The sequence below is a fragment of the Streptomyces sp. NBC_00273 genome (genome assembly GCF_036178145.1).
In the GTDB taxonomy this organism is placed as follows: domain Bacteria; phylum Actinomycetota; class Actinomycetes; order Streptomycetales; family Streptomycetaceae; genus Streptomyces.
Genome location: NZ_CP108067.1, coordinates 4,246,580 through 4,270,512, shown reverse-complemented (window position 1 = coordinate 4,270,512; position 23,933 = coordinate 4,246,580). Strand labels below are relative to the sequence as shown.

Sequence of the window (23,933 nt, the reverse complement as noted above, 5' to 3'; positions counted from 1 at the left end):
GTGCTCTTCCTCTACTGCGTGCTGCTCTTCTGCTGCCTGGTCATGCTCGTCGCGGGCGTCGTCGAGCAGCGCCGGCACTACGCCAACCTCGCGCAGATACCGAACCGGGTGCTGGTCAACGGCATCCGCGGCAAGAGCTCCATCACCCGGCTGTGCGCGGGCGCCCTGCGCGGCGGCGGGCTGCTGACGGTCGCCAAGACCACCGGCACCGCGGCCCGCTTCATCCACCCGGACGCCACCGAGGAGCCCGTCTACCGGAAGTTCGGCATCGCCAACGTCGTCGAACAGATCGGCATCGTCCGGCGCGCCGCGGCCTACCAGCCGCACGCACTGGTCATGGAGTGCATGGCGGTCATGCCCGCGCTCCAGGAGATCAACCAGTCGAAGCTGATCCAGTCGACCATCGGCGTCCTGTGCAACGTCCGCGAGGACCACGTCGCCGAGATGGGACCCACCCTCGACGACATCGCGCGCTCCCTGTCGCGCTCGATGCCGCACGGCGGGATCTGCGTCACCGCCGAGAAGGAGCGCTTCCACGTCCTCCAGGAGGAGGCCGACGCGCGCAACTGCACGCTCGTCTACGCCGACCCCGACACGGTCAGCGACGACGAGCTGCGCGGCTTCAGCTGGTTCACCTTCAAGGAGAACGTCGCCATCGCGCTCACCGTCGCCGAGCTCCTCGGCGTCGACCGCGAGACCGCCCTCCAGGGGATGTACGACGCCCCGCCGGACCCCGGCGTGCTCTCCGTCGAGCGGTACGTGGCCCCCGGCGGCAAGCGGGTCCGCTTCGCCAACGTCTTCGCCGCCAACGACCCCGAGTCGACGCTGATGAACATCAACCAGCTCCTCGACCTCGGCGCCGTCGACCGCCCCCTCAACGTCGTGATCAACTGCCGCCCGGACCGCGTCGAGCGCAACGGCCAGATGGGCGCGATCGTCCCGGACCTGATGCCCGACAAGGTCTTCGTGATCGGGCACCCGGCCAAGAGCGCCATCGACGCGATCCCGGCCGAGTGGCGCGGGCGCGCCGTCGACCTCGGCGGCGACCAGCGCGACGGCGAGGAGTTCATGAACGAGCTGCTCGGCCACCTGGGCGAGAGCTCCTCCCTGGTCGCCATCGGCAACATCCACGGCCAGGGCGAGATCCTCCTGGAACACCTGGCGGAACTCCCCGGCTTCGAGGACGAGCCCGACCGGGAGGAACCGTCCGCGGCGGCCCCGGACCGCGAGCCCCCCGTACCCCGGCAGGCCGCCCCCGTGGCACCGCTGTACGTACCGCACCTCGACCCGTACGCCGACCTCAGCGCCGCCCAGGAAGCCCGGTTCGCGCAGCCCCCCGTGCCGCGGCAGTACGTCCACCCGCCGCAGCCGGACGGGCAGTGGCACCAGGGCCCCTACCCGCAGCAGCAGTACGGGGAGCCCTGGCCGCCCCGCCCGTACGAGCCCCACCCGAACCCGCAGTGGCAGAGCCCAGGAGACCCCCGTTGATCCCCGCAGTCCTCACCCCCGAGATCGCCGCGATCGGCATCGCGCTGGGCCTGCTGTTCTCCCTGCTGTGCTACCTGACGACGAACCTCTCGCCCGGCGGCATGATCACCCCCGGCTGGCTCGCGCTCACCCTCATCGAGGACCTGCAGCGCGCCGCGCTCGTCGTCGGCATCACCGCCCTGACGTACGCGCTCACCCTCGTCACCCAGAAGTTCGTCATCCTCTACGGCAAGCGCCTGTTCGCGGCCGTCGTCCTCATCGGAGTGCTCCTCCAGGCCACGGTCGTGATCGTGCTCCAGATGAAGTTCCCCCTGCTGTACGCGAACCAGACCCTCGGCTTCATCGTCCCCGGACTGATCGCCTATCAGCTCGTCCGCCAGCCCAAGGGCGCCACGCTGCTCGCCACCGGCTCCGCGACCCTCATGACGTACGTCGTCCTGACCTCGGGCATCCTGCTCGGCTTCATGCCGCACGCCTGACCGACGCCAGCCCGACCACCCGCACCGCCCGGAGCGCACCGATGACCGCCAAGCCCGCCCGCCGCACCCACCCCGTCCTGCACGCCGCCGTCGTGGGGATCCTGCTGGCCGGCAGCGCGTACTTCACCTACGAGTTGCGCAAGGAGGAGCAGGCCAAGGCCCCCGCCGTGCTGCGCGTCACCGACCAGGCGCAACAGGCCGGCGCCCAGCAGGGCGCCCAGAAGTGGGAGCGGCTGAAGAACCCGCAGCGCTCGGTCCTGCGGGGCGCCGACGGCGCCGTCCTCGCCACCTTCACGGACGGCGCGCGCACCGCGTCGCTCACCGGCAAGAGCCGTACCTTCACCGAGCCGGCCACCACCAAGACCCGCGTCGTCACCGACGACTGGGTCCGCCTGCTGCCGGAGAGCTGGCGCAACGGCGCGGAACGCGAGCAGTGGTTCCAGGACTGGTTCAAGAAGTACCACGGGAGCGAGGAGGACGACCTCTTCGCCATCGCCTTCCAGTACGGGGACCAGGCACCGGTCAAGAAGGACGCGGCCGGCGTCCAGTACGCTGGCGACGCGGCTTTCGGGCCGCTCAACCCGAAGGGCTCCGTGGGCAACGACCTCCGCCTGGAGCAGTCGGACTTCTACGACTACCTCGGCATCCCGTACACCTTCCGCAACGGCACCACGGAAACACCGGAGAAGGTCAAGCACCGGGCCCTGGACTGCTCCGGATTCATCCGCACGGTCTTCGGCTACCGCGGCCGCTTCCCCCTCATGGCCTCCGACACCGGCGGCAACGGACTGCCGCGCACCGCCAACGGAATGGCCCGCTCGAAGACCGGCGTGGACATCCTGCCCCTCAAGGGCGTCGGCCCGCAGGACCGGCCGGCCTCCGTCGACGTCCTCCAGCCGGGCGACCTGGTGTTCTTCAAGCTCGACGCGCGCACCGGCGACCGTCTGGACCACACCGGCATGTACCTCGGCAACGACACCGAGGGGCACAAGATCTTCATATCGAGCCGTGAAGAGGCCAACGGCCCCACCATCGGCGACAAGGGCGGCGCCTCCCGACTCGACGGCAACGGCTACTACGCCGCCGCCCTGCGCAGCGCCAAGCGCCTGTGACCCGGCCGTCCGTGCAGCCCGCGCGCGCACGGACATGCGAAAAGGCGGGATCAGGCGGACCCCCGTCCGCTTGATCCCGCCTTTTCCCCCCGCGACCCCCGTCCCACCCCCGTAGGACGGGCCCCCTGGCCCGATGGCTTTTGTGTGTGCCGCGTTACGCGACGAGCTCCTCGAAGGACTCCGCCTCGTCACGGCCGAAGCTGAGCGCCTCGTCCTCCCGCAGGCGGCGCAGCGAGCGCCAGATGCTCGACTTCACCGTGCCGACGCTGATGCCGAGGATCTCGGCGATCTCCGGGTCCGTGCGGCCCTCGTAGTAGCGGAGCACCAGCATCGTGCGCTGCGGCTCCGGGATCCGGGTCAGGGCCTGCCACAGCACCGCGCGCAGCTCCGTACCGCGCATCGCGTCCGTGTCGGAGGCCGTCTCCGGCAGCTCCTCCGTCGGGTACTCGTTCAGCTTCCGCCGACGCCACGCGCTGATGTGCAGGTTCGTCATCGTGCGGCGCAGGTACCCGCCGACGGCCGCCTTGTCGCTGATCCGGTCCCAGGCGCGGTAGGTGGAGAACAGCGCGCTCTGCAGCAGGTCCTCGGCCTCGTACCGGTCGCCGGTGAGGTGGAAGGCCGTCGCGTACAGGGCGGCGCGCCGCTCCTGGACGTACGCCGTGAACTCCGCCTCCGAGGTGGAGGAAGGAGCCTGCTCGGCGGCGGGAACCGCCTGGTACTGGTTTGCGTCAATGGCTACGACGTGGGCCGGCCGGGGACGGGCGACCGCCACCGTACGGACACCCGCCCGGCGGTTCACATCGTGCAGCCGCGTGACGACCGCGCTGGTCGTGGTGCTGTGCAGCGTGTTCATCTCGCGCCCCCCGTCGTGGAGTGTCTCTGCTTCGGTCCGTCGTGCGTTGATGAAAAGATTGCCCGGCCGACTTAACCGCGGTGTCCGTCGACTGTCACAGCCGTGTCACAGCGACTTCTGACAGGGCCCCGACAGGATCACGTCGCACGACGGTCGAACTCCCGACGGCCGATGGGACAGAATGAGCCCGTGCCTTTCCTGTTGCTGATCGAGGACGACGACGCCATCCGCACGGCCCTCGAACTCTCCCTGTCTCGCCAGGGCCACCGTGTGGCCACTGCGGCGACGGGCGAGGACGGCCTGAAACTGCTGCGCGAGCAGCGGCCGGATCTGATCGTGCTGGACGTGATGCTGCCCGGGATCGACGGCTTCGAGGTGTGCCGGCGGATCCGCCGCACCGACCAGCTGCCGATCATCCTGCTCACCGCGCGCAGCGATGACATCGACGTGGTCGTCGGCTTGGAGTCCGGAGCCGACGACTACGTGGTCAAGCCCGTCCAGGGCCGGGTCCTCGACGCCCGGATCCGGGCCGTACTGCGCCGCGGCGAGCGCGAGTCGAGCGATTCGGCGAGCTTCGGCTCCCTGGTCATCGACCGGGCCGCCATGACCGTGACGAAGAACGGCGAGGACCTGCAGCTCACGCCGACCGAGCTGCGGCTGCTGCTCGAACTGAGCCGCCGGCCCGGGCAGGCGCTCTCGCGCCAGCAGCTGCTGCGGCTGGTCTGGGAGCACGACTACCTCGGTGACTCGCGGCTCGTCGACGCCTGCGTGCAGCGGCTGCGCGCCAAGGTCGAGGACGTGCCGTCCTCGCCGACCTTGATCCGTACCGTCCGGGGCGTCGGCTACCGCCTGGACTCCCCACAGTGATCCGGGCGTTGCTCGCGGGCCGGCGCTGGACCAGCCTGCGGCTGCGGCTCCTCATGGTGTTCTCCCTGGTCGCGCTCACGGCCGCCGTCTCGGCCTCCGGCATCGCCTACTGGCTCAACCGCGAGGCCGTCCTCACCCGCGTCCAGGACGCGGCACTCGGCGACTTCCGGCAGGAGATGCAGAACCGTGCCGCCGCGCTGCCCGCCGACCCCACCGCCGAGGAGCTGCAGCGCACCGCCGAACTGATGGCGGGCAGCAGCCCCGGATACAGCGTGCTGCTGGTGCAGGTGGGCAAGGACAACCGGCAGGTCTTCGGCGCGGCGGGGCCCGACTCCTTCGGGCTGGCCAACGTACCGAAGTCCTTGCAGAACGCGGTCAACGACCGGCAGAAGACCACCGCCGCGAACGACTCCGAGTACCACGTGTACTGGCAGCGGACGAAGCCGCACGGCAATCCGTACCTGATCGGCGGGACGCGGATCGTCGGCGGCGGGCTCACCGGCTACATGTCCAAGTCCCTGGCGCAGGAGCGGGACGACCTGAACGCGCTCGGCTGGTCGCTGACCATCGCCACCGGTCTCGCGCTGCTCGGCTCCGCCCTGCTGGCGCAGGCCGCGGCCCGTACCGTGCTCAAGCCCGTGCAGCGGCTCGGGGACGCGGCGCGGCGGCTCGGCGAGGGCGAGCTGGACCACCGCCTCGACGTGTCGGGCACGGACGAACTCGCCGACCTGTCGCACACCTTCAACAAGACGGCCGAAGCGCTGGAGAAGAAGGTCGCCGACATGAGCGCGCGGGAGGAGTCGAGCCGGCGCTTCGTCGCCGACATGTCGCACGAGCTGCGGACGCCGCTGACCGCGCTGACGGCGGTGGCCGAGGTGCTGGAGGAAGAGGTCGACGACCTCGATCCGATGATCGCACCGGCCGTGGCCCTCGTCGTCAGCGAGACGCGCCGCCTCAACGATCTGGTGGAGAACCTGATGGAAGTCACCCGCTTCGACGCGGGTACGGCCAGGCTGGTGCTGGACGACGTGAACGTCGCCGACCAGGTCACGGCCTGCATCGACGCCCGGGCCTGGCTCGATGCGGTCGAACTCGACGCCGAGCGGGGCATCGTGGTCCGCCTCGACCCGCGCCGCCTCGACGTCATCCTCGCCAACCTGATCGGCAACGCCCTCAAGCACGGCGGCTCGCCGGTACGGGTGTCGGTGACGGTGGAGGGGGAGTGGCTGGTGATCGCGGTGCAGGACAACGGTCCGGGCATCCCCGAGGAGGTCCTGCCGCACGTCTTCGACCGCTTCTACAAGGCGAGCGCGTCGCGGCCGAAGTCGGACGGCAGCGGGCTCGGCCTGTCGATCGCCATGGAGAACGCGCACATCCACGGCGGCGACATCACGGCCGCCAACGTGGCGGGCGGCGGGGCGCTGTTCACGCTGCGGCTGCCGGTGGACGTGGGAAAGGTGATCGCGGGTGACGAGGATGCGTAGGGCGCTGCCGGTGGTCGCGGTCCTGTTGCTCGCGACGTCGGCGTGTGGGATCAGGGCGACGACCGTGCCGGTGGACGTGGGCCCGGCACCGTCGCGGGTGTCGTGCGACACGCAGGAGCAGCCGAGCGGGGTACAGGGCTTCCGGGCCACCGTGGAACTGGTTTGCGGATCGCAGCTGGTGGGCGTGGAGCGAGTGGTTCCGGTGCCCGAGAAGAAGCCCGTACGGGACCCCCTGGCGCTGGTCGCGCAGGGGCTGCTGGAAGCGCTGGAGCGGACGCCGAGCACGGAGGAGCGGGACGCCGGCTTCACGAGCGAGGTCCCGATCGGGCTGTCCGCGGGAGTGCCGAGGGCGGGCGATCCGGCGGGCACGGTGCGGCTCAGCCGCAAACCGGAGGACCTGCCGCCGGTGGCGCTCTCGCAGATCGTGTGCACGCTCGCGGGCAGCGAGGCCCTGAAGGCGACCCCGGGCCCGGTGATCCTGGGCGGGCCGGACGTGGATCCGCCGCGGGCGTGGGAGTGCACGGAGGCGGTCCGTTCGCGGCCGGAGTCGGTGCCGACGCTGGGCGAACTGGTCCGCCCGACGCCCACTCCTTCCTGACGCCCGGCACACCTCTCGACGCCCCGCACCCCTCCTCGACGCCCCGCACTCCCCTCGACGCCCCGCTCGCGCGGCTGCGCCGGCCTCCGACCGGCGTGCGGTCGGCCCCGGTCGCGGGGGAGGCTTCGCGCCGTTGCGTCGGCTTTCGGCCTGTGTGCGGACCGCCCTGGTCGCGGCAGAGGCGTTGCGCCGGTCCCGGTCGCGGGGAGGCCAGGCACTTCTGCGCGGTGCGGCCGACGTTCCGTCCCGCTGGGGCCGTCCGAGAACGCCGACGGCCCCCGAGCCGGAGCTCAAGGGGCCGAGGGGGGAGCAAGTAAGAGGCCCGGTCCCGCCGGACGGGGCGGGACCGGGCCGGACAGGGGGCCTAAGCCCCGGCCCCGTGCCCGACGGACGGAGTCCGGCACGGTGGCGCGAAGCCGGTGAGGCCCCCCGGGCCGAGGCGCGCGGGACGCGCCGGCGGGATCAGATGCCCATGGCCGCGGAGAGGTCCTTCTTGATCGCGTCCAGGACCTCCTGGCCGCGGACGCGGGCCGCCGCCAGGTCGGAGGCCTCGGCCACCGGGACCACGACCTCCAGGTAGCACTTCAGCTTCGGCTCGGTACCCGACGGGCGGGCGATGACCCGGGCCTTGTACTCGCCGTCCAGGTAGTAGCGCAGGCCGTCCGTGGGCGGGAGGCTCTCCGTGCCCTTGGACAGGTCCTCCGCCGAGACCACCCGCAGACCCGCCAGCGACACCGGTGGCTGCGCGCGCAGCGCCGCCATCGCGTCGGCGATGATCGACAGGTCCGAGACGCGCACCGACAGCTGGTCCGTGGCGTGCAGGCCGTGGGCCATCGCCAGGTCGTCCAGCAGGTCGGTCAGGGTGCGGCCCTGCTCCTTGAGCACCGAGGCCAGCTCCGCCACCAGCAGGGCGGCGGTGACGCCGTCCTTGTCGCGGACGCCCTCGGGGTCCACGCAGTAGCCGAGCGCCTCCTCGTAGCCGTAGCGCAGGCCCTCGACGCGGGCGATCCACTTGAAGCCGGTGAGGGTCTCCTCGTAGCCGACGCCCGCCGCCTCCGCGATCCGGCCCAGGAGGCTGGAGGAGACGATGGACTCGGCGAAGACGCCGCGAGCACCCTTGTGGACCAGGTGGGCCGCCAGCAGCGCGCCGACCTCGTCGCCGCGCAGCATCCGCCACCCGTCCGCGGTGGGCACGGCCACGGCGCAGCGGTCCGCGTCGGGGTCGTTGGCGATCACGATGTCGGGCTGGACCTCGGCGGCCTTCGCGAAGGCCAGGTCCATCGCGCCCGGCTCCTCCGGGTTCGGGAACGCCACCGTCGGGAAGGCCGGGTCGGGCTCGGCCTGCTCGGCGACGAGCACCGGCTCCGGGAAGCCGTGCCGGGCGAAGGCCGCCATGACGACGTCCTTGCCGACGCCGTGCATGGCCGTGTAGACGGTCCGCACGCCCCGGGGGGAGCCGGGGGTCAGGACGGCGTCCGTGCGCGCCAGGTACGCCTCCAGGACCTCGTCGCCGAGCTCCTGCCAGCCGGACTCCGGGCGCGGTACGTCGGCCAGCTTCTCGACCGCCGCGATCTGCGCCGCGATCTCGGTGTCGGCCGGGGAGACGATCTGCGAGCCGTCGCCGAGGTAGACCTTGTAGCCGTTGTCCCGGGGCGGGTTGTGGCTCGCGGTCACCTCGACGCCGGCGACGGCGCCGAGGTGCCTTATCGCGTACGCGAGGACGGGCGTCGGCAGCGGGCGGGGCAGGAGGGCCGCGCGCAGCCCGGCGCCGGTCATGACGGCCGCGGTGTCGCGGGCGAAGTCCGCCGACTTGTAGCGGGCGTCGTAGCCGACGACGACCAGGCCGCCGTCGTGGCCCTGGGCCTTCAGGTAGGCCGCGAGGCCCGCCGCGGCCCGGATGACCACGCCGCGGTTCATCCGCATCGGGCCGGCGCCGATCTCACCGCGCAGTCCGGCGGTGCCGAACTGCAGGGTGCCCGAGAAACGGTCCGCGAGCTCCGCGGTGTCGCCGGCCTCGATGAGCGCGGACAGTTCCGCGGCCGTCTCCGGGTCCGGGTCCTCGGCCAGCCAGGCCTGCGCCCGGATGATCAGGTCGTCCTGTGCCTGTGCCTGTTCCTGCACTGCTTCCGCCTTAGCTCTCGTACGTCGATCAGATGCGGGCGAGGACCTGCGTCAGCAGCGTGCCCATGCGGGCGGCCGAGTCACGGCCGGCCTGGAGGACCTCTTCGTGGTTCAGCGGCTCGCCGGACAGGCCCGCCGCCAGGTTGGTGACCAGGGAGATGCCGAGCACCTCGGCGCCGGCCTCACGGGCGGCGATGGCCTCCAGGACGGTGGACATGCCGACCAGGTCGGCGCCCATGACGCGGATCATGTTGATCTCGGCCGGGGTCTCGTAGTGCGGGCCGGGGAACTGGACGTAGACGCCCTCTTCGAGGCTCGCGTCGATCTCCTTGCACATCGCGCGCAGGCGCGGCGAGTACAGGTCGGTGAGGTCGACGAAGTTCGCGCCGACGATCGGCGAGGTGGCCGTCAGGTTGAGGTGGTCGCTGATCAGGACGGGCTGGCCGGGCTTCATGCCCTCGCGCAGACCGCCGCAGCCGTTGGTCAGCACGACGGTCTTGCAGCCGGCGGCGACGGCGGTGCGCACGCCGTGGGCGACGGCGGCGACGCCGCGGCCCTCGTAGTAGTGGGTCCGGCCGAGGAAGACCAGCGCGCGCTTGTCGCCGATCTTGTACGAGCGGATCTTGCCGCCGTGGCCCTCGACGGCGGCGGGCGGGAAGCCGGGCAGCTCGGTGACGAGGAACTCGGCCTCGGGGGCGCCGAGCGCCTCTGCGGCGGGGGCCCATCCGGAGCCCATGACGAGGGCGACATCGTGGGTGTCCACGCCGGTCAGCTCACGCAGGCGGGCGGCTGCGGCGTCGGCGGCGGCGAAGGGGTCGGTAACAGATGCGTTCACGCGGACGAGCGTAACCGCTTTCCGGCTACGCGCGTAGATGGCACAGCTCACGGTGTTCGGATCGTTGCCTTGTCGTTTCCGCCCAAACGTCCCCGCGGGGGTGGCGGGGGCCGCGGCCCGCCTGCGGCGCCGCAGGCGGGGGCAGGCCTCAAAGACCGGGGCTCCGCCCCGGACCCCGCGCCTCAAACGCCGGCGGGGCTGGGTGTGGGGCCCCGCGCCTCAAACGCCGGCGGGGCTGGGTGTGGGGCTCCGCCCCGGGCCCCGCGCCTCAAACGCCGGCGGGGCTGGGTGTGGGGATCAGCAGGGGCGCTTGCGGATTTCCATCACGTAGTCGTGGGGAGCGCCCGCGGACTCGGCGGCATCCGCGATCTCGCCCAGGTAGCGGGCCGAGGGCAGACCGCCCTCGTAGCCGTTCAGGACGTACACCCAGGCCGCCTCCTCGCCGTCCAGCGTGTGCACGCGCACCCGCATCCGGCGGTAGATGTCGAGTCCGACACCCTCCCAGCGGTCCATCGAGTCCTCGTCCAGCGGCGCGATGTCGTACAGGGCGACGAAGACCTGCTGGCGCGGGGCTTCGACGATCGTGGCGAGAGCCCCTTCCCAGCCCATCTGCTCGCCGCCGAAGGTCAGCCGCCAGTCGTTGATCCAGCCCGTGCCGCGCAGCGGCGAATGCGGAGCGCGGCGCGTCATCAGCCGCGGGTCGAGGTTGCCGGCGTACGCGGCGTAGAGCGACATGGAGTCGAGAGTACGGGAGGGGTGCCGGTGCACGCGTGCCCGGATGGAGGGACCGGGCGCGAAGCACCTTGAACCGTGCGGGACAATGGAGCACGGAATGCATCCCCCGGGGAGACCCCCCGGAACACCGGCCGGGGCGGCAGCCGGCCGGGTAGACGTGAGGCGGACTTTTCGTGACCCGGATCGTGATCATCGGCGGCGGACCCGGCGGGTATGAGGCAGCCCTGGTGGGGGCCCAGCTCGGCGCGGAGGTGACCGTCGTCGACTGCGACGGTCTGGGTGGGGCTTCGGTCCTGACCGACTGCGTACCTTCCAAGACTCTGATCGCGACCGCAGAGGTGATGACGACCTTCGACTCCTCGTACGAGGAGCTCGGCATCGTCGTCGCGGACGACACCCCGCACATCGAGCAGGCCGCGCGCGTCGTCGGCGTGGACCTCGGCAAGGTGAACCGGCGCGTCAAGCGCCTCGCGCTCGCCCAGTCGCACGACATCACCGCCTCCGTCACCCGGGCCGGCGCCCGCGTGGTGCGCGGCCGCGGCAAGCTCGGCGGACCGCAGGGCATCGACGGCACCCGGGACGTCATCGTCACCGCCGCCGACGGGTCCGAGACGATCCTGACCGCGGACGCGGTGCTGATCGCGACCGGCGGCACCCCCCGCGAGATCCCCGACGCCATGCCCGACGGCGAGCGGATCCTGAACTGGACCCAGGTCTACGACCTCGACGAGCTCCCCGAGGAGCTCATCGTGGTCGGCTCCGGCGTGACCGGCGCCGAGTTCGCCGGCGCGTACCAGGCCCTCGGCTCCCGGGTGACCCTCGTGTCCTCCCGCGACCGCGTGCTGCCCGGCGAGGACCCGGACGCCGCCGCCGTGCTGGAGGACGTCTTCCGGCGCCGCGGCATGAACGTCGTCGGGCGCTCGCGCGCCGAATCCGCCAAGCGGGTGGGCGACCGGGTCGAGGTCACCCTCTCCGACGGCCGCGTGCTGACCGGTACGCACTGCCTGATGGCGGTCGGCGCCATCCCCAACACCAAGAACATGAACCTGGAGGAGTCCGGGGTCCGGCTCAAGGACTCCGGGCACATCTGGACCGACAAGGTCTCGCGCACCTCCGCGCCCGGCGTGTACGCCGCCGGTGACGTCACGGGCGTCTTCGCGCTCGCGTCGGTCGCGGCGATGCAGGGTCGCATCGCGATGTACCACTTCCTCGGTGACGCGGTGGCCCCGCTGAACCTCAAGACGGTCTCCTCGAACGTCTTCACCGACCCCGAGATCGCCACCGTCGGCTACACCCAGGCGGACGTGGACGCCGGCAAGATCGACGCCCGCGTGGTGAAGCTCCCGCTGCTGCGCAACCCGCGCGCCAAGATGCAGGGCATCCGGGACGGCTTCGTGAAGCTGTTCTGCCGTCCGGGCACCGGCATCGTCGTCGGCGGCGTAGTCGTCTCCCCGCGTGCGAGCGAGCTGATCCACCCCATCTCGATCGCCGTCGACAACAATCTGACGGTCGAGCAGATCGCAAAAGCGTTCACCGTGTACCCCTCGCTCTCGGGCTCGATCGCCGAGGTGGCCCGCCAGCTGCACACGCGGAAGGCCGCGGGCGAGGCGTGAGCCCCGCTAACCGCCGCACGCCATAAGGGGTTTGGGGCGGGGCGCGGTTTCGTGGCGAGATGTTCACGCAACTCTCGGGCCGCGTATACCACTAGCCGCCCCACCTTATGGACAACTTCGGTATTCCGGCGTAAAGAGCTGAAAGCAGACGGTCGTTGGCGTTACTGTCAGTTTCGTGTTCGCTGCAGAACGTCGCCAATTGATCCTCGAAATGGTGCGGGCCAACGGAGCGGTATCGCTCCGGGAGCTCGCCCGCGTCGTCCAGACCTCCGAAGTGACCGTACGGCGGGACGTGCGGGCACTGGAGGCAGAAGGACTCCTCGACCGCCGACACGGCGGTGCGGTCTTGCCGGGCGGTTTCACGCGGGAGTCCGGCTTTCCGCAAAAGTCCCATCTCGCGACGGCGGAGAAGACCGCCATTGCCGATGTCGCGGCCTCCCTCGTCGAAGAGGGCGAGGCCGTCGTCGTCGGCGCGGGCACCACGACCCAGGAGCTGGCCCGCCGGCTCGCCCGCGTGCCCGGCCTGACCGTCGTCACCAACTCGCTGCTCGTCGCCCAGGCCCTGGCCCACGCGAACCGGGTGGAGGTGGTCATGACCGGCGGCACCCTGCGCGGGTCCAACTACGCCCTCGTGGGCAGCGGAGCCGAACAGTCCCTCCAAGGGCTGCGGGTCTCGCGGGCCTTCCTGTCGGGCAGCGGTCTGACCGCCGAGCGCGGGCTGTCCACGTCCAACATGCTGTCCGCCAGCGTGGACCGGGCGCTGGTGCAGGCGGCGGCGGAGGTGGTGGTGCTGGCCGACCACACGAAGCTCGGTACCGACACCATGTTCCAGACCGTGCCCACCGACGTGATGACGCGGCTGGTGACGGACGAGCCGCCGCCGCACGACGACCGGGCGGGTACGGAGCTGCAGGCGCTGGCGGACCAGGGCGTGCAGATCACCGTGGCCGGCGGGGCCGTGGCCTCCGGCGGCATGGACGGGATGCAGGGGCGGCGGCCCCGCCGCGAGTCGCCGTTGCCGGTGCAGCGGCGGGGCGGGCCGACGGCGCAGCTGCGCAGTGCGGCCGGCGGGATGCTGGAGCCGCAGGCGGAGCGGGCACGCGTGGCCGACATGCGCCGCCGCTAGCCCCGGGGGCCGTGTGCCGGGGCTCCGCCCAGGACTCCGCGCCTCAAAATGCCGGCGGGGCTGAAGGGTTCAGCCCCGCCGGCATTCGAGGTGTTGCGGGACGTCAGTCCTTGATCTCGCAGATCGTGGCGCCCGAGGTGACGGACCCGCCGACCTCGGCGCTGAGGCCGACGACGGTGCCGGAGCGGTGCGCGTTCAGCGGCTGCTCCATCTTCATGGCTTCGAGTACGACGACCAGGTCGCCCTCGTTGACCTGCTGGCCCTCCTCGACCGCGACCTTGACGATCGTGCCCTGCATCGGGGAGGCGAGGGTGTCGCCGGAGGCGGCCGGGCCGGACTTCTTGGCCGCGCGGCGCTTCGGCTTCGCGCCACCGGCGGCGGCCGTGCGGGCCAGGGTCATGCCGAGGGACGACGGGAGCGAGACTTCGAGGCGCTTGCCGCCGACCTCGACGACCACCGTCTCGCGGCCCGGCTCGTCCTCGGTGTCGTCCGCGGCCGGAGCCGTGAACGCCGGGATCTCGTTGACGAACTCGGTCTCGATCCACCGGGTGAAGACGGTGAAGGGGCTGCCGTCGGTGGGGGCGAACGCCGGGTCGGCGACGACCGCACGGTGGAAGGGGATGGCCGTGGCCATGCCCTCGACCTCGAACTCGGCGAGCGCGCGGGCGGCGCGCTGCAGGGCCTGCTCGCGGGTGGCACCGGTGACGATCAGCTTGGCCAGGAGCGAGTCCCAGGCCGGGCCGATCACGGAGCCGGACTCGACGCCCGCGTCGAGGCGGACGCCCGGGCCCGACGGCGCGGCGAACTTCGTCACCGTGCCGGGCGCCGGGAGGAAGCCGCGGCCCGGGTCCTCGCCGTTGATGCGGAACTCGATGGAGTGACCGCGCAGGACCGGGTCGCCGTAGCCGAGCTCCTCGCCGTCGGCGATGCGGAACATCTCGCGGACCAGGTCGATGCCGGAGACCTCTTCGGTGACCGGGTGCTCGACCTGGAGGCGGGTGTTGACCTCCAGGAAGGAGATCAGGCCGTCGGCGGAGACGAGGAACTCGACGGTGCCGGCGCCGACGTAGCCGGCTTCCTTCAGGATGGCCTTGGAGGCGGCGTACAGCTCCGCGTTCTGAGCCTCGCTCAGGAACGGCGCGGGGGCCTCCTCCACGAGCTTCTGGTGGCGGCGCTGGAGGGAGCAGTCACGGGTCGACACGACGACGACGTTGCCGTGCGAGTCGGCCAGGCACTGGGTCTCGACGTGGCGCGGCTTGTCGAGGTAGCGCTCGACGAAGCACTCGCCGCGGCCGAAGGCGGCGACGGCCTCACGGACGGCGGATTCGTAGAGCTCCGGCACCTCTTCGAGGGTGCGGGCGACCTTCAGGCCGCGACCGCCACCACCGAAGGCCGCCTTGATGGCGATCGGCAGGCCGTGCTCCTTGGCGAAGGCGACGACCTCCTCGGATCCGGAAACCGGGTCCGGCGTACCGGCGACCAGCGGCGCCCCGGCGCGCTGGGCGATGTGACGGGCGGCCACCTTGTCGCCGAGGTCACGGATGGCCTGCGGCGGCGGACCGATCCAGGTCAGACCGGCGTCGATCACGGCCTGGGCGAAGTCGGCGTTCTCGGAGAGGAAGCCGTATCCGGGATGGATGGCGTCCGCACCGGAGTCGGCTGCGGCCTGGAGGACCTTGGAGATGTCCAGGTAGCTGGCGGCCGGGGTGTCACCGCCCAACGCGAAAGCTTCGTCGGCCGCGCGGACGTGCAGAGCGTCCCGGTCCGGATCGGCGTAGACGGCTACGCTTCCGATCCCGGCGTCCCGGCAGGCCCGAGCAACGCGGACAGCGATTTCGCCACGGTTGGCGATGAGCACCTTGCGCACGATGGCTCCCTCCTTGAAACAAGCTGAGTTTAGGGACAGCCCACACGGCCTTTCGACCCTTCCCCGGTGGTGACCTTGCCCACACAGAGTGTGATGCGAGGGTCGATCCGCCGGAGAACCCTTGTGGCGCCCCAGGTCAGGGGGATCCCCGACTGCACAGTAACCCCGTCATGTAGCCAAGGTCTCTGTCCCCCCGGTTAGCGGCCCCGGGTGATTCTTTGTCGAGTCCCTACGAACGGTCCACGGTTTCTTTGCGGTCGTGAGCGGAGTTGTCCCCTTGTTTACTGATTGGTAGCCCGGTCGTCCCGCAGGGCGAACAGGGACAACACCGTACCCACAGCGATGCGGCCCGTACGGGCCCGGGCGGTCGGCAGCGCGCCGGGCGTGTCCTACGGATGGACGACATCGGGGCCCGCGACCGCGCGGCGGCAGTGGTATCGGCGAGTTGACAACCCCGGCGGGTCCGGCGGCGTCTTACGGACGGCGCGGAAACGACGACGGCGAGAAGTCGACGGCGAGAAGACGACGGCGAGACGAGGACGAAGCACATGGCGTTAGAGGACTCCGTCCCGGGGCCCGCTCCCACCCGATCCGGCGCGGCAGGGGCCGGGTGCTGCCGACCGGCGGTCGAAGCGTGAGCGCCGGGACGCGGGCGCCCACGGATCCGGCCGGGCGCCGGGTCCTGTCGGCGGCGCTGTTCGCCAGCGCCCCGGCGGAGGTGCTCGATTTCCTGCTGCCGTTGTGGGCGGGCTCGACGCTGAGCGCCGGGGCCTCCGCGGTCGGCGCGCTGATCGCCTTCGAGGCGGTGCTGTCGCTGCTCGTGCGCCCGCTGGCCGGGGAGCTGGCCGACCGCTTCGACCAGCGGCGGGTGGCCGCGGCCGGTGCGGGTCTGTACGCCCTGTCGTTCGCGGGCTACGCGCTCGCCGACACGCTGGTGGTGGCCTTCGTCGCGGCGGGCTTGGGCGGCGCCGGAGGCGCCCTGTTCTGGGTCGCCCTGCGGGCCTGGACCGGGCAGCGGGCGCAGGACGGCGACGGCACCTCGGCGTACGGCAGGTTGCTGTCGGCGGAGGGCCAGGGTGCCTTCGTCGGCTACCTGGTGGCGTTCTCCCTGCTGGAACGCGGCGGCTATCCGCTGCTGTTCTGGCTGGGCAGCGCCGCCTGCGCGGTGGCCGCGGGCTCGCTGTTGCGCGGGCCCCGCCAGGAGCGGGCCCGCGCCGTGACCGAGCGCCGGGAGCGGCGGGGTGCGGCGGAGCGCCGGCTGCTGCCGCTGATGGTGGTGTCCGCGGTGACGGCCGCGGCCGAGGCGGGGCTGTGGATGCTCCTGCTGCTCCGGCTGCAGGCGGACCTCGGGCTGTCCCCGAACGGGATCGCGCTGGTCTTCGCCCCCGGCTTCGTGGTGTTCGTCCTGCTGCCGGCGCACGCGCACCGCCTCACCGACCGGCTGGGCCGTACGCCGACCATGGTCGCCTCGTTCGCGGCGAGCGCGTTGTTCGCCGCGGGGCTCGCGGTGGTCTCCACGCCGCCGGCCATCGCCGTCCTGTGGACCGTGGCCGCCGCCTGCTTCGCCGCGCAGGTCCCGGTGGAACAGGCGACCGTGGCCGCCGCCTCCGGAGGGCGGATCGGTCGGGCCATGGGCCTGTACGAGAGCGCCCGCCTGGCCGGTGTGGTGGTCGGCCCACTGGTGATGGGCCTGCTCTACGAGGAGGCCGGCTGGGTCGCCGCCTGCGCGGCGGCCGCGGCCACCTCGGTCCTGGGGGCGCTCGTGGTGCCGTACGCGGTCCGCACCCTGGGCCTGGCGCAGCAGGGGACGGAGTCCGGACCGCGGCCCGGCGACGGGGGAGAGGACCGGGAGGACATCGACATGGACATCGACACGGACACGGACACGGACACGGGGGCGGACATGAGCGAGCGGGAAGCGGCGCGGCCGGCGGCGGAGACGGTCCTCGGGCCGAAGGCGCACGCCCGCAAGGAGCGGCGGGACTGGTACCTCCACACGGCCGCGTTCGCGCTGGGTCAACTGGTCCTCTGGGCCCTGGACTCCAGCTGGCTCATCTGGCAGATCACGGACGGCGGCGTGCCCGACGACCAGCGCGGACCGCTGGTCTGGGTCGGCCGGATCTGGCTGACCATCTGGGTGATCGACACCATCTGGTCCTGGTCGTACAGCGTCTGGCCGCGGGAGAAGAAGCCGAAGTCGTCGACGTAGTCGCGCCGTACGGCGCGGCGCGGGGCGTGCCGTGGGGCGGGAGGCGTCCGCAAACCGGGTGTGCGGACGTCTTGCCCGCCGGGCTACCCGTTAGTAGCCTCCAGGGCGTCGAACGGGCTTGTGACACGTGGGGGGTGGGGGCGTCGTGCTGCGAAGACTCGTGGCCGGACTGGCCGCGATCGTGCTCGTCGTGGAAGCGGCGGTGCTCGTGCTCGTCCACATCGTGCTGGGCCGGACCACGGCGAACCAGTCGATGTCGATCGCGGGCAGCGATCCGGATGTCATGTCCAAGGCGACTTACGTCATGGGGGCGGGCATGGGCGCCTTCCTCGTCCTGTGCGCCGTGCTCGCCGCCGTCACTGCGCTCCGCGACCGCTCCCCGGGCCGCTTCGGCCGCGTCGTGCTCGTCAGCGGGGCCGTCGCCCACGGGGTGCTCGGCGTCCTCAGCGTCGCCCTGGTCGGCTGGGCCGCCTTCGCGACGATGATGCTGATCCTGTGCCTGCTCGTACTGACCCTGACGTCCTACGCCGCCCGGCCCGCCCGGAACGGCAGCGGCGGGGGTGGCAGCGGCGGGGACACCCCACCGCCGCCGTTCGGGGAGCTCAAGCCCACAAGTCCGTGATGGACACGTCCAGTTCGCCCAGCAGGGAACGCAGCAGCGGCAACGACAGCCCGATGACGTTGCCGTGATCCCCGTCGATGCCGTCGATGAACGGCGCCGACAGCCCGTCCAGGGTGAACGCCCCGGCCACGTGCAGGGGTTCCCCGCTCGCCACGTACGCCGCCACCTCGGCGTCCGTGGGCTCACCGAACCGGACCGTCGTCGACGCCGTGGCCGAGACCTGACGGCCGTCCGCCGTGTCGATCACGCAGTGCCCGGTGCGCAGCACGCCCGCCCGCCCGCGCATCGCCTTCCAGCGCGCGGTGGCCTCCTCGGCGTCCGCCGGCTTGCCCAGGGCCTCGCCGTCCAGCTCCAGCACCGAGTCGCAGCCGATCACCAGCGCGCCCGCGGCCTCGTCCAGCCCCGCCACGACGGCGGCCTTCGCCTCGGCCAGGGCCAGCGCCAGGGCGGCCGGCTCGTCGTGGTTCAGGGTGTCCTCGTCGAAACCGCTGACGATCACGTGCGGGGCGAGCCCGGCCTGCCGCAGCAGGTTCAGCCGGGCGGGGGAAGCGGAGGCGAGGACGAGCGTGCGCCCGGTCGTCCGGGGCTCAGGTGTCGCAGTCATGGAGGCCATCGTAGGCGCGGCCCGGACCCCCGGACAGGGCGCTAGAAGTGGCCCACGCCCAGGACGTACACCACCACGAGCATGGCGAGGGCGAGCACCAGGGTCAGCCGCCGGATCATCGCCTGCGCGTCGCGCATGTCCTTGGGCGGCTCGTTCTTCGGGTCGGACCAGAGCATGCCCCGATCCTGGCGCGGGAACGGCGGTGGCGCCTGAGTACGGGTACTCAGGCGCCACCGTCCGTTCATATCGATCGGGCTACGCGGGCCAGTACGTACGGCCCCAGGCCCGCGGCCCCGGATGCGGAACCCGCCGCCGGGCCACCCGGGCCGGCGCCGACCACTCGTCCGCGACCTGCGGAGCGAGCGACGGGGCCATGGCCAGCGCCGCCGCGCGCGCTTGGACCACCGCCAGTGCGGCGGCCAGCTCCTCCGGGGTCGGGTTGCCCTTGACGACCTTGATCACCACAGAGTCCTCCTGGAGGGGCTAGAGCGGGATGTTGCCGTGCTTCTTCGGGGGCAGGGACTCCCGCTTGGTACGCAGCTGCCGGAGCCCCTTCACCACGTGCGCCCGGGTTTCGGACGGCATGGTCACCGCGTCGATGTACCCGCGCTCGGCCGCCGTGTACGGGTTGAGCAGCGCGTCCTCGTACTCGGCGATGAGCCGGGCCCGGGTCTCCTCCACCTCCTCGGGAGCGGCTTCCGCGATGGTGCGGCGGTGCAGGATGTTCACGGCGCCCTGCGCCCCCATGACGGCGATCTGCGCGGTCGGCCAGGCCAGGTTCAGGTCCGCGCCGAGGTGCTTGGAGCCCATGACGTCGTAGGCGCCGCCGAAGGCCTTGCGGGTGATGACGGTGATCAGCGGAACGGTGGCCTCGGCGTACGCGTAGATGAGCTTGGCGCCGCGCCGGATGATTCCGTTGTACTCCTGGTCGGTGCCCGGAAGGAAGCCCGGGACGTCCACGAAGGTCAGCACCGGGACGTTGAAGGCGTCGCAGGTCCGCACGAACCGCGCCGCCTTCTCGGAGGCGTCGATGTCCAGGCAGCCGGCGAACTGCATCGGCTGGTTGGCGACGATGCCCACCGGGTGGCCCTCGACCCGGCCGAAGCCGGTCAGGATGTTCGGCGCGAAGAGCGCCTGCGTCTCCAGGAACTCCGCGTCGTCGAGCACGTGCTCGATCACGGTGTGCATGTCGTACGGCTGGTTGGCGCTGTCCGGGATCAGCACGTCGAGCTCGCGGTCGGCGTCGGAGACCTCGGTGTCCGCCTCCTCCGGGAAGGAGGGCGGCTCGGAGAGGTTGTTCGACGGCAGGTACGCGAGCAGTGACTTCACGTACTCGATGGCGTCCTTCTCGTCGCCCGCCATGTGGTGCGCGACGCCGGACGTGCTGTTGTGCGTGCGTGCCCCGCCCAGCTCCTCGAAGCCGACGTCCTCGCCGGTGACCGTCTTGATGACGTCCGGGCCGGTGATGAACATGTGCGAGGTCTGGTCGACCATGACCGTGAAGTCGGTGATCGCGGGGGAGTACACGGCGCCGCCCGCGCAGGGCCCGACGATCAGGCTGATCTGCGGGATCACGCCGGAGGCGTGGACGTTGCGGCGGAAGATCTCGCCGTACATGCCCAGCGCGCTGACACCCTCCTGGATGCGGGCGCCGCCGGAGTCGTTGATGCCGACGAGGGGGCATCCGGTCTTCAGCGCGAAGTCCATGACCTTCATGATCTTCTGGCCGTAGGTCTCGCCGAGGGCCCCGCCGAAGACGGTGAAGTCCTGCGAGAACACGGCCACCGGACGGCCGTCCACCGTGCCGTATCCGGTGACGACGCCGTCGCCGTAGGGCCGGGTCTTCTCCAGCCCGAAGTTGGTGGAACGGTGCCGGGCGAACTCGTCGAGCTCGACGAAGGATCCCTCGTCCAGCAGCAGGGCAACCCGCTCACGCGCCGTCAGCTTGCCCTTGGCGTGCTGCTTCTCCACGGCACGCGCGGACCCGGCGTGGGTGGCTTCGTCGATGCGGCGCTGCAGATCCGCGATCTTGCCCGCGGTGGTGTGCATGTCGATCGGCTCTGACGGATGTGACATCGGGGTCGCGGCTCCCTGCGTGGTGTCAACTGCCTGGTCAATTGATTGACTACTGCTGGCTACTGGTGCGTAGCGTATCGGCGGGCATGGCGCTCGGCAGTGCGGCGTTTGACACACCTACATTGGGTTGCATGACGCCATCAGATGCCTCAGCAGGAGCTTCCTCCGGTCGCTGGTCGAGCCTGGACCGGCCGCCCCTCAATGCCGCCGCCCTCCAGAGGGCCCTCGTCACCGGGGACGGGCTGTGGACCTCCGTGGAGGTCGTCGCCAGTACCGGGTCCACCAATACCGACCTTGCCACCCGGGCGGCGCAGCTGCCCGAGGGGGCGGTGCTCGTCGCCGAGGAGCAGAGCGCCGGGCGCGGGCGGCTGGACCGGAGCTGGGTCGCCCCCGCGCGGTCGGGGTTGTTCTTCTCCGTCCTGCTCAAGCCGGGCGACGCGGTGCCGCAGGAGCGGTGGGGGTGGCTGACGCTGCTGGCGGGCGTGGCCACCGCGACCGGGCTGTCCCGGGCGGCCGGCGTGGACACCGCCCTCAAGTGGCCCAACGACCTGCTGGTCACCGTGGACGGCGAGGAGCGCAAGACCGGCGGGATCCTCGCCGAGCGGGTCGAGGACGGCGTGGTCCTCGGGATCGGTCTCAACGTCACCCTGACCGAGGACGAGCTGCCGGTGCCGGCCGCGGGGTCGCTGGCGCTGGCCAAGGCCTCCGTGACCGACCGGGACCCGCTGCTGCGGACCGTCCTGCGGTCCCTGGAGGAGTGGTACGGCAGGTGGCGCGCGGCCGGTGGCGACCCCGCGGCCAGCGGCCTCCAGGAGACCTACGCGGCGGGCTGCGCGACCCTCGGCCGGCACGTCCGCGCGGAACTGCCCGGCGGGCGCACCCTCACCGGAACGGCCGAAGCGGTGGACACCGATGGCCGCCTGGTGATCCGTACGGCCGAGGACCGGCACGAGACGGTGGGCGCGGGCGACGTCATCCACCTGCGTTCCGTGCACTGACAGGGGGAGCGGGTGCCGGGTGCGGCGCCGTCCCGGGGCCGCCGCCCCGACCCCGCACCCAGGTCGCGGGCGGTCCGGAAGTGGGGAGGGGGAGTGAGCTACGGCACACCTGCCGTATGGTTTAGGCGATCCCGGTGCTCGTGGTGATCAACCGGTTCGCAGGGCAGTGCGCACGGAATGGACAGGAGGCGGCCCTTGACCGTCGACGACCCTACGTCCAGCGCGTCCGCCGGTGGCGGCTCCGCTTCCGGCCCGGGTACCCCGATCGGCCGTGACCAGCACACGCCGCACCACGAGGTCGACCACACGGTCCAGCCGACGGCGGATCCGCTCGCCATCCGGCTGGAGCAGCTGATCCTCGGTGCCGAGCGCCGGTACACCCCGTTCCAGGCCGCCCGGAGCGCGGGCGTGTCCATGGAGCTGGCTTCGCGCTTCTGGCGGGCCATGGGCTTCGCCGACATCGGGCAGGCCCGGGCGCTGACCGAGGCCGACGTGCTGGCCCTGCGCCGGCTCGCCGGCCTGGTGGAGGCCGGGCTGCTGTCCGAGCCGATGGCCGTGCAGGTGGCGCGGTCCACGGGGCAGACCACCGCCCGGTTGGCGGAGTGGCAGATCGACTCGTTCCTGGAGGGGCTGACGGAGCCGCCGGAGCCGGGCATGACCCGTACGGAGGTCACGTACCCCCTGGTCGAGCTGCTGCTGCCCGAGCTGGAGGAGTTCCTCGTCTACGTGTGGCGGCGCCAGCTGGCGGCCGCGACCGGGCGCGTGGTGCAGGTGGCCGACGACGACGAGATGGTCGACCGGCGGCTCGCGGTGGGCTTCGCCGACCTGGTGGGCTTCACGCGCCTGACCCGGCGGCTGGAGGAGGAGGAGCTCGGCGAGCTGGTCGAGTCCTTCGAGACGACCGCGGCGGACCTGGTGGCCGCGTACGGCGGCCGGCTGATCAAGACCCTCGGCGACGAGGTGCTCTACTGCGCCGACGACGCGGCGACGGCGGCGGAGATCGCGCTGCGGCTGATCGAGACGATGGAGCTCGACCCGCAGATGCCCGAGCTGCGGGTCGGGATCGCCTTCGGCACGGTGACCACCCGGATGGGCGATGTCTTCGGGACCACGGTGAACCTGGCCAGCCGGCTGACGTCCATAGCCCCCAAGGACGCGGTGCTGGTGGACGGGGCGATGGCCGAGGAGCTCTCCCGGACCGGGGCCGCCCCGGTGTCGGAGAAGGAGGCCGAGACGGCACCCGAGGAGGGTGCGTCCTACCGGTTCGCGCTCCAGCCGATGTGGCAGCGGCCGGTGCGCGGCCTCGGCGTCGTGGAGCCCTGGTCGCTGACGCGACGGAAGCCTAAGATCCCCCGGTAACGTTCGTTAACCGGGAGGGTTCCTATGGCGTCCGAGTCCGCATTCGAGTCGGAGTTCGTGGCGGTACGCCGCCACGAGGGCGGGGTCGCGGAGCTGGCCCTGGACCGCCCCAAGGCGATGAACGCGGTGTCGACCGCGATGGCGCGTGCCCTCGGGGCGGCCTGTGCCGAGCTGGCCGCCGACCGGTCCGTACGCGTGGTCGTGCTCTCCTCGACGTCCGAGCGGGCCTTCTGCGTCGGTGCGGACCTCAAGGAGCGGAACTCCTTCTCGGACACCGAGCTGGTCCGGCAGCGGCCGACCACGCGGGGGGCGTACGGGGGCGTGCTGGCGCTGCCGATGCCGACGGTCGCGGCGGTGCACGGGTTCGCCCTGGGCGGCGGCTTCGAGCTGGCCCTGGCCTGCGACGTGATCGTCGCCGACGAGACCGCGGTGGTGGGCCTGCCCGAGGTCTCGGTGGGCGTGATCCCCGGCGGCGGGGGCACGCAGCTGCTGCCGCGCCGGGTGGGTGCGGCACGGGCCGCGGAGCTGATCTTCACGGCGCGCCGGGTCGAGGCGGCCGAGGCGCTGTCCCTGGGGCTGGTGGACTCGTTGGTCCCGGCCGGCCAGGACACGGCGGAGGCGCTGGCGCTGGCGTCCCGGATGGCGGCGAACTCCCCGGTGGGCCTGCGGGCGGCCAAGCGGGCGCTGCGGCTGGGGCACGGGATGGACCTGGAGGCCGGTCTGGAGATCGAGGACGCGGCCTGGCGGACGGTGGCGTTCTCGGGCGACCGGGTGGAGGGCGTCGCGGCGTTCAACGAGAAGCGCAAGCCGAACTGGCCGGGGGAGTAGCCGGCGGGGCGGGGCCGGAGCGGAGCCCGGGCGGTACCGGGCGGCGTCCGGATGCCGCC

At 72.0% G+C, this 23,933-nt stretch carries 22 protein-coding genes; 13 read left to right on the top strand and 9 right to left on the bottom strand.

Features of this window, described 5'->3' with window-relative positions; all coding sequences use genetic code 11:
- The 3 genes from pgsB to OG386_RS18200 are packed head-to-tail and all read left to right on the top strand — an operon-like array spanning nt 1 to nt 3,079.
- The gene (pgsB, locus tag OG386_RS18210) at nt 1–1,488 is read left to right on the top strand and encodes a poly-gamma-glutamate synthase PgsB (protein ID WP_328789039.1); all 1,488 of its coding nucleotides are present in this window, start codon (nt 1–3) and stop codon (nt 1,486–1,488) included.
- A complete protein-coding gene (locus tag OG386_RS18205; protein ID WP_030009641.1) occupies nt 1,485–1,967 on the top strand; it encodes a poly-gamma-glutamate biosynthesis protein PgsC/CapC in 483 nt (160 codons plus the stop codon). The genes pgsB and OG386_RS18205 overlap by 4 nt, the downstream gene beginning before the upstream one ends.
- A gap of 41 nt (nt 1,968–2,008) precedes the next feature.
- The gene (locus OG386_RS18200; protein ID WP_328789038.1) at nt 2,009–3,079 is read left to right on the top strand and encodes a C40 family peptidase; all 1,071 of its coding nucleotides are present in this window, start codon (nt 2,009–2,011) and stop codon (nt 3,077–3,079) included.
- Between the two features lie 154 nt (nt 3,080–3,233).
- Here OG386_RS18200 and OG386_RS18195 read toward each other — a convergent pair whose 3' ends face one another.
- Nucleotides 3,234–3,932, bottom strand: a complete 699-nt coding sequence (locus OG386_RS18195; RefSeq protein ID WP_327383605.1) for a SigE family RNA polymerase sigma factor — start codon at nt 3,930–3,932, stop codon at nt 3,234–3,236.
- A 189-nt stretch (nt 3,933–4,121) separates the two neighbouring features.
- On the opposite strand from OG386_RS18195, the gene afsQ1 reads away from it, so the two are divergent.
- Genes afsQ1 through OG386_RS18180 form a run of 3 tightly spaced genes read left to right on the top strand, consistent with a single transcriptional unit; the run spans nt 4,122 to nt 6,881 of the window.
- Nucleotides 4,122–4,799 (top strand): two-component system response regulator AfsQ1, encoded by a 678-nt coding sequence (afsQ1, locus tag OG386_RS18190; protein WP_063754818.1) that lies wholly within the window; start codon nt 4,122–4,124, stop codon nt 4,797–4,799.
- Between the two features lie 53 nt (nt 4,800–4,852).
- Nucleotides 4,853–6,283, top strand: coding sequence for a sensor histidine kinase (locus OG386_RS18185; RefSeq protein WP_328793287.1), 1,431 nt, complete (start codon nt 4,853–4,855; stop codon nt 6,281–6,283).
- On the top strand, nt 6,276–6,881 hold the full coding sequence (locus OG386_RS18180; RefSeq protein WP_328793286.1) for a hypothetical protein: 606 nt from the start codon (nt 6,276–6,278) through the stop codon (nt 6,879–6,881). The genes OG386_RS18185 and OG386_RS18180 overlap by 8 nt, the downstream gene beginning before the upstream one ends.
- 462 nt (nt 6,882–7,343) lie before the next feature.
- Here OG386_RS18180 and OG386_RS18175 read toward each other — a convergent pair whose 3' ends face one another.
- From OG386_RS18175 to OG386_RS18165, 3 genes are all read right to left on the bottom strand, one after another.
- Complete coding sequence (locus OG386_RS18175; RefSeq protein ID WP_328789037.1) at nt 7,344–9,002, bottom strand: phospho-sugar mutase; 1,659 nt, start codon at nt 9,000–9,002, stop codon at nt 7,344–7,346.
- Between the two features lie 28 nt (nt 9,003–9,030).
- The gene (locus OG386_RS18170) at nt 9,031–9,837 is read right to left on the bottom strand and encodes a purine-nucleoside phosphorylase (RefSeq protein ID WP_030012483.1); all 807 of its coding nucleotides are present in this window, start codon (nt 9,835–9,837) and stop codon (nt 9,031–9,033) included.
- A 297-nt stretch (nt 9,838–10,134) separates the two neighbouring features.
- Nucleotides 10,135–10,572, bottom strand: a complete 438-nt coding sequence (locus tag OG386_RS18165; protein ID WP_328789036.1) for a gamma-glutamylcyclotransferase — start codon at nt 10,570–10,572, stop codon at nt 10,135–10,137.
- 173 nt (nt 10,573–10,745) lie between these two features.
- On the opposite strand from OG386_RS18165, the gene OG386_RS18160 reads away from it, so the two are divergent.
- Nucleotides 10,746–12,185: an NAD(P)H-quinone dehydrogenase gene (locus OG386_RS18160; protein ID WP_030012229.1), complete on the top strand. Its 1,440-nt coding sequence runs from the start codon at nt 10,746–10,748 to the stop codon at nt 12,183–12,185.
- A 175-nt stretch (nt 12,186–12,360) separates the two neighbouring features.
- Nucleotides 12,361–13,311: a DeoR/GlpR family DNA-binding transcription regulator gene (locus tag OG386_RS18155; RefSeq protein ID WP_266604239.1), complete on the top strand. Its 951-nt coding sequence runs from the start codon at nt 12,361–12,363 to the stop codon at nt 13,309–13,311.
- A gap of 103 nt (nt 13,312–13,414) precedes the next feature.
- Here the strand turns inward: OG386_RS18155 and OG386_RS18150 are convergent, their stop codons facing one another.
- Nucleotides 13,415–15,178 carry an acetyl/propionyl/methylcrotonyl-CoA carboxylase subunit alpha gene (locus tag OG386_RS18150; protein WP_328789035.1) on the bottom strand — a complete coding sequence of 588 codons (1,764 nt, stop codon included), beginning with the start codon at nt 15,176–15,178 and terminating at the stop codon, nt 13,415–13,417.
- 634 nt (nt 15,179–15,812) lie between these two features.
- Here OG386_RS18150 and OG386_RS18145 point away from each other — a divergent pair.
- Together OG386_RS18145 and OG386_RS18140 are read left to right on the top strand one after the other, a co-directional pair.
- Nucleotides 15,813–17,387 (top strand): MFS transporter, encoded by a 1,575-nt coding sequence (locus tag OG386_RS18145; RefSeq protein ID WP_328789034.1) that lies wholly within the window; start codon nt 15,813–15,815, stop codon nt 17,385–17,387.
- 145 nt (nt 17,388–17,532) lie between these two features.
- Entirely contained in the window at nt 17,533–18,009 is a 477-nt protein-coding gene (locus tag OG386_RS18140; RefSeq protein WP_328789033.1) for a hypothetical protein, read from the top strand.
- Here the strand turns inward: OG386_RS18140 and OG386_RS18135 are convergent.
- The 4 genes from OG386_RS18135 to OG386_RS18120 form a co-directional block, all read right to left on the bottom strand.
- Nucleotides 17,990–18,613 carry a nucleoside triphosphate pyrophosphatase gene (locus tag OG386_RS18135; protein ID WP_328789032.1) on the bottom strand — a complete coding sequence of 208 codons (624 nt, stop codon included), beginning with the start codon at nt 18,611–18,613 and terminating at the stop codon, nt 17,990–17,992. The two genes, OG386_RS18140 and OG386_RS18135, sit on opposite strands and share 20 nt — an antisense overlap.
- A gap of 41 nt (nt 18,614–18,654) precedes the next feature.
- On the bottom strand, nt 18,655–18,789 hold the full coding sequence (mmpB, locus tag OG386_RS18130) for a morphogenic membrane protein MmpB (protein ID WP_263411711.1): 135 nt from the start codon (nt 18,787–18,789) through the stop codon (nt 18,655–18,657).
- Between the two features lie 79 nt (nt 18,790–18,868).
- On the bottom strand, nt 18,869–19,075 hold the full coding sequence (locus OG386_RS18125) for an acyl-CoA carboxylase epsilon subunit (RefSeq protein ID WP_328793285.1): 207 nt from the start codon (nt 19,073–19,075) through the stop codon (nt 18,869–18,871).
- Between the two features lie 21 nt (nt 19,076–19,096).
- Nucleotides 19,097–20,689: an acyl-CoA carboxylase subunit beta gene (locus OG386_RS18120; protein WP_266604252.1), complete on the bottom strand. Its 1,593-nt coding sequence runs from the start codon at nt 20,687–20,689 to the stop codon at nt 19,097–19,099.
- A 131-nt stretch (nt 20,690–20,820) separates the two neighbouring features.
- Between OG386_RS18120 and OG386_RS18115 the strand changes: the two genes are divergently transcribed.
- The 3 genes from OG386_RS18115 to OG386_RS18105 all read left to right on the top strand — a co-directional run bounded on the left by OG386_RS18115 (nt 20,821) and on the right by OG386_RS18105 (nt 23,874).
- Complete coding sequence (locus tag OG386_RS18115) at nt 20,821–21,687, top strand: biotin--[acetyl-CoA-carboxylase] ligase (protein WP_328789031.1); 867 nt, start codon at nt 20,821–20,823, stop codon at nt 21,685–21,687.
- A 195-nt stretch (nt 21,688–21,882) separates the two neighbouring features.
- Nucleotides 21,883–23,046: an adenylate/guanylate cyclase domain-containing protein gene (locus OG386_RS18110; protein WP_328789030.1), complete on the top strand. Its 1,164-nt coding sequence runs from the start codon at nt 21,883–21,885 to the stop codon at nt 23,044–23,046.
- A gap of 24 nt (nt 23,047–23,070) precedes the next feature.
- Entirely contained in the window at nt 23,071–23,874 is an 804-nt protein-coding gene (locus OG386_RS18105; RefSeq protein ID WP_030012603.1) for an enoyl-CoA hydratase/isomerase family protein, read from the top strand.
- Nucleotides 23,875–23,933 lie beyond the last annotated feature (59 nt).

Bases quoted from the DNA above. Each gene is read 5' to 3' on its own strand.
- OG386_RS18200 (WP_328789038.1), top strand. From the start codon at position 2,009: ATGACCGCCAAGCCCGCCCGCCGCACCCACCCCGTCCTGCACGCCGCC.
- OG386_RS18195 (WP_327383605.1), bottom strand. From the start codon at position 3,932: ATGAACACGCTGCACAGCACCACGACCAGCGCGGTCGTCACGCGGCTG.
- OG386_RS18185 (WP_328793287.1), top strand. From the start codon at position 4,853: ATGGTGTTCTCCCTGGTCGCGCTCACGGCCGCCGTCTCGGCCTCCGGC.
- OG386_RS18180 (WP_328793286.1), top strand. From the start codon at position 6,276: ATGCGTAGGGCGCTGCCGGTGGTCGCGGTCCTGTTGCTCGCGACGTCG.
- OG386_RS18165 (WP_328789036.1), bottom strand. From the start codon at position 10,572: ATGTCGCTCTACGCCGCGTACGCCGGCAACCTCGACCCGCGGCTGATG.
- OG386_RS18135 (WP_328789032.1), bottom strand. From the start codon at position 18,613: ATGACTGCGACACCTGAGCCCCGGACGACCGGGCGCACGCTCGTCCTC.
- mmpB (WP_263411711.1), bottom strand. From the start codon at position 18,789: ATGCTCTGGTCCGACCCGAAGAACGAGCCGCCCAAGGACATGCGCGAC.
- OG386_RS18120 (WP_266604252.1), bottom strand. From the start codon at position 20,689: ATGTCACATCCGTCAGAGCCGATCGACATGCACACCACCGCGGGCAAG.
- OG386_RS18115 (WP_328789031.1), top strand. From the start codon at position 20,821: ATGACGCCATCAGATGCCTCAGCAGGAGCTTCCTCCGGTCGCTGGTCG.
- OG386_RS18105 (WP_030012603.1), top strand. From the start codon at position 23,071: ATGGCGTCCGAGTCCGCATTCGAGTCGGAGTTCGTGGCGGTACGCCGC.